Raw genomic sequence first — 11,815 nt, 5'->3', positions numbered from 1 at the left:
CTCATTTTCCAGCAGTCGCTCTTCCTGGGGAAAGGTTTCGTTCTCTTTATTGAAGATATCATCGCCCAATTTGAGCTTGAGCATACGGAATAATAAGCCACCGCCGGTCATAAATAATAGGTAACCTAATGAAGTCAACCCCATATAGAATAGCGGTAAATTTATTAGGTAGCTGCTGACAAAATAAAGTGCAAGGCCAATGGCGCAATAAGTAACGATAGTTCTTGGCCTGATCTTTTCATCTTTCTTGCCTTTGCTGCCAACCAGCGAAACGATGAGCAAGGTCAGCGCACTGAGCTTTGCCCACAGCACCGTTTTGAAGATCGTCATTTTAGATAGCGGCAATAAGATATGGTCGACGATCTTGTGCGTGAGGTGCCATTGTTGAAACGAATTATAACAACTCAAATAAAAATGAATGATCAGTATGGCGATGCTTAATAAGCGCGTGAAATCGATGATTTTGCGCAGGGCTTGTTCGTTTTCTCCGGTTTGCATAATTATAGATTTTGTCCTTTACGTTTCTTATTTTTGAATTTATTGAGGGCGGCCATATCATCGTGTTCTGGTGCGAACAAGATGTCGAGTAAGTCGTCGCTGGTATTCTTGACTTGTTGTTCGTATTGGTGTTCCGCCTTGATGGTTGGTTTGGGATCAGGCAGCAACTGCGCAGCAAGTTGGTTTGCGCTGTAAGCTTTGCCGAGATCGCTGCCGTTGAACACCGCTTTATTTTTGAGGTCAATGAAAGTCACCCCATAAATGCGGCCTTCGTCATTCTGTCTTAAAATGACCTGGACGCCTTTTTCCCGGAGCGCTTTTTGGAAATCGCGTTTAGTATGTGGTTTAGTTAGCACCTCATCCAGTATTTTAATGAAGTCATCTTTAAAGGGCTTTCGTAATTGTGCGTTAAGCTTGAATTTTTCATCCAGTGTCTTCAGTGTGGGTTTACCATAGATCGTGCTGGCCTTGATCGGTACGCCGATCTTGTTGCCCAGTTTATCCAGTATCCAGTAAACCAATCCTTCGCGGGCATACATGCGGGAATCTTTGGAACCCCGATCGGCAGCGATATTATATTGTTGCAGAACAGCGTTTAATTCCGGGATGCTGGTGTACTTATAAGCCCGGATGACAAAGCCCAGGATGTTGGTGATCGTCCGCTTGGTTTCGGCTTTGCCATATTCGGCAGCGGAAACGTCCGCTTTTAGATTGGGCTTTTGCTTGGTTTGATCTTCGGCTTTGGTCAACCCATATTTGATCTCGATCGCCTTCCGTATTTTCTCCGATTCATTTTGACCGAGATAATGCAGGCTGATACGTTCACCATCGCGTTTGATATTGGTAGTTACAATATGAATATGCGGATGCCCGGCATCCTCGTGCCGGTACACCAGGTGAGGCTGTGTCTCAAATCCTACTCCTGTCAAATATTCCTTCACAATATTATTCAGCGTTTCGTCAGCGAGGTTTTCACCATTGGGGAAATTAAGAGAAACGTGCACCGCATTGGTTTTGGCACGTTGATTCATTCCGGCCAGATCTGTCAGCCGGAAAAGCTTATCATCAAAAGATAGTTCGTTTGGCTCTTTAAAATATTTTGCCGCGCCAATCAATACCGCTTTCCCTTGCTTCACTTTGTTCTCATTATAGTTCAGCGCGCCAATCAGGCTTTTGCCGCTCTTAATTTTTGCGACCATATATCAGCGTATTGGTTCATCCTGTTTTTAATTTGTTGGATAGACGGTTCCAGTTTAGTATTGATCACGCCGAGCAAATTCATCCAAAGCCTGGTGTCAGCATTGCCATGTGCACTGTTAATGTTACGCATGGCCTGGTTCAAGTTGTTGCCGATGGCGTTTAATTCCTGCCTCAGCAATATCATTTCTTCGAGCACGTCATCCATCGCCTTGTCGCGGTAGGTTACCGTTACCGGCTTCTCCAAAAGCACGCTGCGCATATACTCGCTGAGCTTCCTGAACTGGGTCTTTTTGAACCTGCCGTTCAGCAATTGGTACTCGTCAGGTTTTAGCCGGATATTGTACCACCTTGATCTCTTTTCTTCCTGTTCACTCATGATCGTTGTCTTTAAAAATCCGACTTCGGAGGATTTTAACCTGGACCCGCAGCCCCTTTGGGGCGGAGGGCAAGATTCAATTGTGACACAATTGTACATCTTGCTGACTGCTGCGAAGCGGGCGGTCTCATCCTGCTGATAGTGTTTTATTCTGCATTTTTTGTTGTTTGTTCTGGCTTCGTCTTATGGCTGAGATAGAGTTCAAGCGCTTTAATATTGATGTCTTTAAGGGATTCATCATATTCTACCCCAAAGGTTTTAAGCCGTTTTAAAAGGCTTTTCGGTATGCGATTGTTGAACTGCACTTCCGGCTCATTTGGGATGGGTATTGCCTTCACTGGCAGGACTTCCTGAATAGGTGTGCGGGGCTGTTCTTTTTTGAGTTTGTCGGCCAGGTTGCCGAGCTTGTTTTTATAATCTTCCATTTGCTATCAAAATAGTTTACTATCAATTGAAGCTGTTTTGCTATCATGCTAACTTGCTATCAATCCTTGCTATGATGCTATCTTGCTACATTGCTATCAGGACTTGCTATTATGCTATATCTCTAAGTTGCTATCATCATATTTTGCGATAATGATAGCACGCTATATAAATAAAAAGCTATCATGCTATTCGGTGCTGATCTGTTCTACCACTTCTTCGGTCAAAGCCATGATCTCTTCTTTAGCCCGTTTATCGTCGCTGTTAAAAATACCGGCCGTCATTGACGACCGCGCAATGCTTACCCGGTCGTGTACTCTCGTTTTCAGCAAGGGTGTACCAATACTTTCCAGTAATTCTGAAACATCCTTTGTAATGCCAGATCTTGGTTTTACCATATTGAGTACAATACCGGCTTTGATGTGGGGCGCTTTATGTTGAGCTTCTTTGATCAATGCCAATGTGGAACGTATAGCCATAACATCAAAAAAGCCGGCCTTAGTCGGCACCAAAATAAAATCAGAGTAAAGGAATAATTCTGGCAAGCGGCTGGACAGATATGGTGGTGTATCAATAATAATGAGGTCGTATGCCAACTGCTGAATATCCTGCAACCTGTCAACACCTATAATTGCCAGTTCGGGAAAATCCTCCCGGATATGATATAAACTTCCTTGAAGATCGGTATCAACTAAGGCTACCGACAATTGATCCTGAAAACAAAGTGCCAGGTTGATCGCTAATGTACTTTTACCTACGCCACCTTTCTGGTGGGCTATGGTGATGATCTTTGCCATGATATTAGAATTATAGTTTTATAGATATGTATAATTATATATCTCTCAATGCTGCTTTAAAGTCCGCTAAAAAATAATCCGTTCGTTCGCAAACGTTTATCCAGTTTTAATTCTTGCTGATAATTAAATAACCAATCACTGGCCAGCAGCTTCCAATTACGGTAGGGCGTCCCTTTAGGGCTGCTCCAGTTTGCCTTGTCGTAATGGATAAAGAATAAGCGGGCCTGGTCCGGAAATCCCTTTTGGTCGAAGTAGATCTCCACTACTATCTTTTCAGGGGGCATTTCGTAACCAAAGCCTTTAGTTAAGGGAATCAGTTTCGCAGCTTGCGACCTGATCTTTTCTTTGAAGCGTTTTGCTTTACGTTCTAGTAACATAGGTTAATGTTTAATTTTACTAAGCGCTTTTATTGGTTGACATCATAAAGGTGATATCCTCATAGTCATAATAAATCGAGCCGCCGATCTTGGTAAAGGGCAGGACACCGCTATCTCTTAAAGACTGTAAAAAGCCGTGAGAGATACCAAGGAGTTTTTTAACTTCTGCCGACTTTAGCCATTTTTTACCCGGCTGTCCGCTTACGCATTCTTTGATAATGCGTTTAAATTCCTGGAGCATATCTTCCTTGAATTCTAAAAGATCGCTTTGCGTTAAAATTTGGTCCCTCGTAGGCACCATTCCGGACGTTTTTGTCCGTTGTTGTGTTATTTCCATATCTTTTCGATTAATCGGGCCTCAAATTTCGGGATTGGCTAAATTTTGAAAAGACAACTTTGGAACGGGTTGGTACATTTTTAAATTCAAAAAGATCGAAGTAAACCCGGATGTATTGTAAAACAAAAAAGGTGTCGCAAAATGCGACACCTTTTTATGGTATAGTTAAGGGTATTAAATATTACAACTGAACAGATAAAATCAGTTGATAAGGTCTGTTAAACGCTTCCTGTCGTACTTTGAAATGCGCCGCTAATTTCCGGATGACTTTTTTTGATAAACTTTTTTTATAGTTTAAAATGTCAGATACATATCCTTTGCTAACACCCAATAATTCCACCAATTGCTGCGGTTTTAAATGATGATCTGCCATAAAAGAGCGTAATATGGCGATAGGGTCGCGATCCGCAAACGTATTTTGGGCATCATCGTAAGTTTCGATCAATAAGGTAAGCAAATCGATCTCATTCTGAACAGACCCGGCAATTTCTGATTCCAATAGGTCTTCCAGGTTTTTACAATATATATCGTATTGATCCTTAGTTTTGATGATCTTGTATTTTAAAATGGTCTTTTCCATGCTTGATACAAAATTAAGCAAGGTTCACAAAAAGAGAACTAACAGACTTATTTTGTTTTAATGAGTGGTACAATCATGGATTGCACCACTCCATACATCAATTATTCCAGTTGTTTTTTCAATTCTTCTTTGCTTGGCAGAAAGAGCTTGTACTCTTTGCTGAATATCTGCTCGTTGTTTAATGGTAAAGTAAATTCAACAACTGCTTTGTTATCCTCCTTGCACAGAATAATGCCTAATGTTGGCCGCTCGTCGGCCTTCTTTATTTTCCGGTCATAATAATTAACGTACATCTGCATCTGGCCAATATCTTGATGGGACAGCCTGCCAATCTTGAGATCGATGAGTACGAAACAATTTAAGAGCCGGTTATAAAAAACCAGGTCAACCCAGAAATGATTGCCATCTAAACTGATCCTTCGCTGCCGCCCCTCAAATAAAAAGCCTTTACCTAATTCGAGCATAAAATGCTCCAGCTTATTAATGATCGCGGTCTCCAGGTCATTTTCTGAATACCGATTGTCTTCCTTTAAATCCAGGAACTCCAATATGACCGGGCTTTTCAATATATCGGTTGATTTTTCGAGCAGTTGTCCTTCCTGCGCTAGTTTACGCATACCTTCTTTATCACGGCTTAAAGCCAGTCGTTCATAATAAGAAGAATTGACTTGTCGTTGTAATTCTCTGACCGACCAATTATTAGTAACGGCCTCCAATTCGTAGAATTTCCGCTCGTTCCTGTCTTTTATTTTGAGCAATCTAACATAATGGGTCCAGCTAAGCGCGAACTCAGTAGCCAAATTCCGAATCAGTGATTCGGAATTTGTGTGACCAATCTGAGATATCCGAGACAGTGATTCGGAATTTCGATATTCAAGATAAAATACCCGCATGAGTTCCAAATTGTCTACGGAGTAACCACGACCAAAACTTGTTGTAAGATGTTCACTTAGTTTGCGCATGGTCGCGGAGCCGTAGGCTGCATAGGTTTGTCCTCCTTGCTCATCTTCAATGATCATATGCCCAATTTGAAAATGGGTGGCGACCATGATGAGGTTTATATTTCTGACAATATTTTGTTGCGCTTTCTCTATCAGCTCCTGGACTGAGCGAAACAGCTTTTGTTGTTCGATTGGTTTCATATCAACTTACCCTCCTTAAACCCGATGCGTTCGGTTTACGCTTTGCTGCTCTTTGAGAGGTAGCAGCCAGTTTATCCCGAAGCACATTCATATCATCACTAACCTTTCTTTCAACGACTTTTGCATATATCTGCGTTGTTCGGATGGTGGTATGTCCTAGCATCTTACTTACGGTTTCTATCGGTACACCATTGGATAGTGTTACCGCCGTGGCGAACGTATGCCGGGCGACGTGATAGGTCAACGTCTTATTAATATCGCAGAGATCGCCTACCTCCTTTAAATAACTATTTAGTTTTTGATTGGATATATTCGGCAATAATGTACCTCCGGCAATAGCTTTAGGATGACGTTTGTACCGATCAATAATTTTCTCTGCTTGAGGTAAAAGGGGCACGTTAACTGGTATCCGTGTTTTTTCGCGAGTTGTTTTGATCCACTGGTTACCATCTAAACCAAAGACTAAATTATCAGTAGTTAACTCCATGACATCTATATAAGCCAGTCCTGTATAACAACTAAATACAAAAAGGTCACGGACGTAGGCTATACGCTCGATGCTCAGTTTTTTGTTTTCGATCTTGTTAAGTTCTGCGATAGTCAAATAGCCACGCTCTGTTTTATCGAATTTTAACTGAAACATGGTAAAGGGATCTTTATCAAGCCAACCCATTTTAACGGCAAGACGGATAATCTTATGAAAACGCTCTAAGTGTTTCATCAATCCGTTATTTTCTAATTTCTTTTGATGATCGTCCGGCTGTCGCTTTCTTAAAAAATGCTCCAGTTTGCTGATAAAGCTATAATCGAGTTCTGAGAGGTATATGTCAGAACGTTTGTAATGTAGCTTTATAAATTCTCTAAGATAATTGGCAGTTGTGTAATAGTTTTTCATTGTACCTGGTGCCAATACTTCTATCATGGTAGTATTGTGGTATTCAACTATCGTATGCAGCGTATGCTCGGAATCCTTAACACCAGCGAAAAGATTCTTAAGAATCTCGGCAGTGATCACTTTTTTTTGCAATTGCAGATCCTGATAATAGCCGGCCATCATGCCGCGCAGTTGTTCCAAGTGCGTATTCAATTTACGCAAATCATCATTTTTGGGCCTCGCCAATCCTTTGGCTTCGCTCCAGTCGCTTGCGGCTACCTGGCGCTTCAGCGCGACTTCTGAACGGCTTTTGTTAACGACTATCCGCATGTAAATAGCTGATAATCCATTCTTTCCACGGTTTTCCCTCAGTACGAAGTGAATTCCGAATGTGTTACTTGTCCTCATCTTTTCCAGATTTTTAGATTAATAAAAAATTGTTTTGAACTGTTATAGCCAAAACTGTTCACCGGAAAGGAAAAAAAGCGATCTAAATGCGTCCTTTTTAGTCTAATTTTAAATGATGCAATTATTTGTACATCAGCGAGTTAGACCCTTTCTGGTGAACAAATCTAAAAAACGAAATCTGTTCACCTTTTTGTTCGCATAAAGCAAGGAATAGTATGTACTGAAAAGGATTTGAATAAAACAAAAAACCCTGTAAATGAGACATTTACAGGGTTAAGGATTGTTAAAAATCCGACTTTCGTCGGGATGGCAGGATGAAACCGCCATGCTCTAAATTATTGATTATCAAATGCTTTTGTCACGCCATATATACGAGGGTGTGAATTAGGGCATTTTCTGAAACTTCTAAGGAACTTATTTCGCATTAATGGCTTTATGTTTGATGTCAATGCTTTTTCAAAAATAATTAAAAAATCTTAGAAAATGAGTTAGTTCAATTATATTTCACAATTACTTAGATTCAGATAGGAATTGCATTATAATAATATAAAACATACACCTACAATAATTACAATAGCCAGTCTTTAATAAACAACCCCGCCTCTGCACTGACTTTATTTTTAGCACGTGTTTTAAAGAGTTCTTCTAATTGTTTGTAATTTACTATCCTGCCTTTTTTGGGTGGTGCTATATTAATTACAGGCTCTGTGAGTGTTATTTTAGATGCCCTCCAGATTACATTGTCATGCGGTAAGGCAAGTTCTAATATCATTCCTGGTAAACCTGAAAATAATTCCGGCCCGCCTGATACATGAATATCATCAGTATAAAAAGCAACTACGTAAACCGAATCTAGCACAAGCGCATTAGCGCGGCGGCACTGATAGCCCATCACTTCGCGCGTTTCGTCGGTTATTTTCCATCGAATGTTCCTCGTGCTATCGGTTAACAGCAGAAAATCGCCTGAAAGGTCTTTCTCTGACACAATCCGTTTATTCGAAAGATCTGTGTAAACTGTATTTTGCTGTTCAGCAAAGGGAACGTTAAATAATGGTCGTATGCTTATATCGGCAGCCGCAGGAACAAAAAGGCTTTTACCATTTTTATAACTCAATGTACTTTTCAATACCTTAAACTGTGGTTGCGTTTTTTTGTATGCCTCAAATTTCTCCGCGTCCAAAGCCATCGGATCTTTTCCGAGTAGCTTTTTAATTACTGCATAGGTATTTACGGTCCTATCGTACTCAATAATAAAAGGACTATTAAGCCGTAAAGATTGAGAAAGGGCAGTATTATAATTCAGTAGAATTACTGCTATGCCAAGCCAATAAAGTGTTTTCATATTATTCATTTGTAGTTGTTGTACCAAATTTTGTAAAGTCCCAGGATATGGAAAGCATGAAGTATCGCCTGATGGCTGAAATGCTGGATTGGGTAATAGTATTACCTGATACTGCTCTGTTTATGTTCACGTTTTGATTAAAGAGGTCATTCCCCGCAACAGATATTTTAAGATTATTGCCTTTTAAAAAGGCCTTGCTTAATGCGGCATTTAAAAGCGTAAAACGTTGCTCAGGCAATACTTCTGTTTTGGCTTTGTACCTGTAGTTTACGTTTGCTGATAGTTGTAGCTTGCCTGGTAGATAGAGCATCCCGTTTCCTGATGCGGTAAAGCCTGCGGCGTTGTTGCTTACCTGTGGTGTCAGCGAAAAATTGCTCACCGTATAGTTAGACGAGAAGTTACCGGAAATGGAGTATTTGTTCTGTTTAGATTTAGAAAGGTTTAATCCGGCTGAATAGTCGTGGTTTCGGGCGGTGTTTAACAAGCCGTTACTGTAGATGTAGGAAATATTGCCTGCTGTTGTTAAGGTTAGCGCCAGTGAAAGACCTATTGCTTTAATGGATTTTCCATAGGTAGCAAACAGATCATAATTATATGCCGATTTGCCGTTTAGGTTATGGTAAGTTATAATTGTTTTACCTGCAGCATCAGTAGTAACATCGTCAACAATTGGACTGGATATAATTGAATAGGTTGGGCTTATATAAAAATACGCGTTGCTTAACGGCCGGGTACCCCTAAAGGTAATGCTAAAGTTATTGGCGTAATAAGGCTTTAAACCCGGGTTACCTACCGTTAAAACAAGCGGGGTGGTGTTTACTGTTACAGGTTGAATTTGATCTATAGTTGGCTGTGTGTTTTTGCCATTGTAACTCGCCGCAAGGGTAAGGTTTTTTGAGAAAGTGTATTGATAGTTAGCTTGTGGTGCCCAGTTCAGGAAATCCCTGTTATTAACATCGCCCGTATAAACATTAGTCTGCTTAAAATCAACTAATGACACACGCGTACCAAAGTTCAACACCGCCTTATTGCTTTTGTAATTTATAATAGCCCCGGCCTGGTTGTATAGCTGATTAAATTTATAGTGGTTGCTAAAAAGGGGATCCAAAATATCATATCTCCCTGTACCCGATGGGTTAAATGATTCCCTGCGCGAATCGTTATTATTTATACCCAACGCATAATTAAGCATCAACGAAAACCTCTTGCTCAGCGGTTCTGTATAAGCGATATTGCTACTCAATACCTCATTTGTTATTTCAACGTCCTTACGCTGATCTGTAATTTGCGAGCTGCTAACCGAACCCGCGTTATCATAAAAGTTGATTGCGGATTTTAATTGCTCATTAGTGCTACCCTTGTTGTGCGAAAAAACAAAGTTCCAGGAAAGGGTGCGACGCGGTTTGCTGAATTTTTTGGTAAGGAACATATTAGCGTTAAAAATTTGCTGCGAGCCTTCACTACTGTTACTCCTGGTTTCGTTATTTAATAATGCATTCACGTCTTTATTCACTGTGTAAAAATCGCCGGTATTACGTATAGATTTGGTTGTTCCATCTACATAAAACTTAATGTTTGTCGAAGTATCAATAGCCAACTGATAGGTTACATCAGCCTTTTGCCTTGAAACGTAGTTTTTAAATGATTGAGTGGAGTTAGTATTAATGCTGTATGATGGCAAACTTTGCTGAACATCGGTGGTATTTATGCCGCTTACATCCAAGGATCCTATTTTATAGTTGGTATTGATGGACTGTTTTTTCCCGGCCCATTTATTATCATAATGAGCACCCGCGCTTCGGGCTAATGGATTACCCCTGCCATCATAAACACCGCTTGATGCGTCAAGATCGCCATTGGTAGGCAAGGCAACAACACCGTCATCAGGTATTTCAAGGTTGCCCGAGCCCAGCCTATTATTATCCAGAAAACCCAAACCCAGTTTGCCGGTATTGGCAACAGTGCCATATGCAGAAAACTTCTGGTCATTTTTAAACCGGTTGACCATAGCCTGCAGCTGATAATAGTTGTTGGTGCCGCGCCCGGCTTCCACCTTACCGAAAATACCTTTGCGTTTATCTTCTTTCAGTACAATATTGATGGTTTTAGTTTTCTTGCCATCATCAATACCTGTAAATGTGGCCTGATCGCTTTTTTTATCATAGAGTTGGACTTTCGAGACCATATCGGCCCTAATGTTTCTGGTAACCAATAAAGGGTCGTCGCTAAAAAACTCCTCACCATCAACCAGTACTTTGTTAATGGTCTGGCCCTGCGCTGTAATACGCCCATTATTATCTACCTGTATGCCGGGTAACTGCCGCAGCAGATCTTCTACTTTGTCGTTGGGTTGTATAACATAAGCCTTCGCGTTAAATTCTGTAGTATCCCCCTTTAATTTAATGGCTGTTACACCTCCATTTATGATGACCTCCTGTAAGAGAGTAGCTTTAAGCGTAATACCTACACTGCCAAAATCATGATCAAGCGATTGCGCATTCAAAGTAAAGGGCTGTATATAATCGGCATAGTTATGTAAGCTAACCAGCAGCAGATAGCTTCCCGTATCTAATTTATTAACTGAAAACGACCCGTCCGCCAGTGTATAACTAAAAGCCTGCAGCATAGAATCGCGCGCGCTTATTATGGTTAAAGTCGCATTTTGCAACACGTTTTTCTCTGTTTTATCTATAATTATGCCCTTTACCGAATGTTTTTTTTGGGCAAAAAGCGTAGCTGCACAAAGGCAAAATGCCAGTGTAATTATAATGTTCTTGATCATGTTGATGTGGTTAAAACTGTTTTTTAGCGTGGATCCAGGTATTCTTCCGCTAGCCGCCGTCGGTATTCCTGATCTAGTCTTTTATTGAAATTTTTTAATTTTGCGTCGTAAATTTTATAAGCTTCGCTGCTTTCCAATTCGGCGTGATTTTTTGAAACTACTTCACGCCATATCCCATACTCTTTAGGGCCAGGATGATCTCCCAATATTTTTAATGATTCGGCTGAACTGGCATAACTTTTTTTCCAGGCTGAGCTATTATGAAACTCTCTTTGATACGTTTCAAACTCGCTTTTCCACTCCGGCAAATTTCGTATCTCTTCTCTCAATTCACCAGATCTTTTTCTGCGAAGGTCATCTATGCTTCCATTGTAATTATAACCTGTTAACTGGCTATTATAAGGGACTGGAGTTACTGTGTTGTTGTTTCTCTGTGCAAAAAGGGAGCCCACACATAGGCAAAGCACTAGTGTTATCTTAATATTTCTGATCATGATTTAATTGACAATATTTTGTTAGTGATTTGGTATTAAGGTTTTTTATCAAATAGTGTAGCTAATTTTTTATCTAATTCAGCATTCCCTTCGGTCCCTACGTAACGCCCTATAATAGTACCATTCCCATCAATTAATATACGGGTTGGCAATACGCTCACATCAAACTTATCAGCTATAGATGC

General features: G+C 40.5%; 13 protein-coding genes. All 13 read right to left on the bottom strand.

Translation table 11 applies throughout. The features are described 5' to 3' along the window. Positions 1-498: YWFCY domain-containing protein (locus tag ABIN91_RS02755; protein ID WP_348048203.1), on the bottom strand; the 498-nt coding region annotated here is incomplete at its 3' end. Positions 499-500: 2 nt separating this feature from the next. Then, positions 501-1,697: a relaxase/mobilization nuclease domain-containing protein gene (locus ABIN91_RS02750; RefSeq protein WP_348048201.1), complete on the bottom strand. Its 1,197-nt coding sequence runs from the start codon at positions 1,695-1,697 to the stop codon at positions 501-503. Further along, positions 1,664-2,074, bottom strand: a complete 411-nt coding sequence (locus ABIN91_RS02745) for a plasmid mobilization relaxosome protein MobC (RefSeq protein ID WP_348048199.1) — start codon at positions 2,072-2,074, stop codon at positions 1,664-1,666. The genes ABIN91_RS02750 and ABIN91_RS02745 overlap by 34 nt, the downstream gene beginning before the upstream one ends. A gap of 146 nt (positions 2,075-2,220) precedes the next feature. Beyond that, positions 2,221-2,499: a hypothetical protein gene (locus ABIN91_RS02740; RefSeq protein WP_348048197.1), complete on the bottom strand. Its 279-nt coding sequence runs from the start codon at positions 2,497-2,499 to the stop codon at positions 2,221-2,223. A gap of 186 nt (positions 2,500-2,685) precedes the next feature. Then, positions 2,686-3,294 carry a ParA family protein gene (locus tag ABIN91_RS02735; protein WP_348048195.1) on the bottom strand — a complete coding sequence of 203 codons (609 nt, stop codon included), beginning with the start codon at positions 3,292-3,294 and terminating at the stop codon, positions 2,686-2,688. A 56-nt stretch (positions 3,295-3,350) separates the two neighbouring features. After that, the gene (locus tag ABIN91_RS02730) at positions 3,351-3,671 is read right to left on the bottom strand and encodes a hypothetical protein (protein WP_348048193.1); all 321 of its coding nucleotides are present in this window, start codon (positions 3,669-3,671) and stop codon (positions 3,351-3,353) included. Between the two features lie 19 nt (positions 3,672-3,690). Beyond that, positions 3,691-4,008 carry a helix-turn-helix domain-containing protein gene (locus ABIN91_RS02725; RefSeq protein WP_348048191.1) on the bottom strand — a complete coding sequence of 106 codons (318 nt, stop codon included), beginning with the start codon at positions 4,006-4,008 and terminating at the stop codon, positions 3,691-3,693. A gap of 181 nt (positions 4,009-4,189) precedes the next feature. Further along, the gene (locus tag ABIN91_RS02720; RefSeq protein WP_348048189.1) at positions 4,190-4,588 is read right to left on the bottom strand and encodes a helix-turn-helix domain-containing protein; all 399 of its coding nucleotides are present in this window, start codon (positions 4,586-4,588) and stop codon (positions 4,190-4,192) included. Between the two features lie 101 nt (positions 4,589-4,689). After that, entirely contained in the window at positions 4,690-5,730 is a 1,041-nt protein-coding gene (locus ABIN91_RS02715; RefSeq protein ID WP_348048186.1) for a PDDEXK nuclease domain-containing protein, read from the bottom strand. 1 nt (position 5,731) lies between these two features. Then, entirely contained in the window at positions 5,732-7,012 is a 1,281-nt protein-coding gene (locus tag ABIN91_RS02710; RefSeq protein WP_348048184.1) for a site-specific integrase, read from the bottom strand. Positions 7,013-7,580: 568 nt separating this feature from the next. Beyond that, positions 7,581-8,363 carry a GLPGLI family protein gene (locus ABIN91_RS02705; protein WP_348048182.1) on the bottom strand — a complete coding sequence of 261 codons (783 nt, stop codon included), beginning with the start codon at positions 8,361-8,363 and terminating at the stop codon, positions 7,581-7,583. Then, complete coding sequence (locus tag ABIN91_RS02700; protein WP_348048180.1) at positions 8,356-11,136, bottom strand: outer membrane beta-barrel family protein; 2,781 nt, start codon at positions 11,134-11,136, stop codon at positions 8,356-8,358. Before ABIN91_RS02700 ends, ABIN91_RS02705 begins: the two co-directional genes overlap by 8 nt. 23 nt (positions 11,137-11,159) lie before the next feature. After that, positions 11,160-11,630: a hypothetical protein gene (locus ABIN91_RS02695; protein WP_348048178.1), complete on the bottom strand. Its 471-nt coding sequence runs from the start codon at positions 11,628-11,630 to the stop codon at positions 11,160-11,162. Positions 11,631-11,815: the final 185 nt, after the last annotated feature.

Source organism: Mucilaginibacter sp., from assembly GCF_039921305.1.
Lineage (GTDB): Bacteria > Bacteroidota > Bacteroidia > Sphingobacteriales > Sphingobacteriaceae > Mucilaginibacter.
Note: the sequence above shows the minus strand (reverse complement) of the source record. Positions and strands in the feature narration are given on the sequence as shown.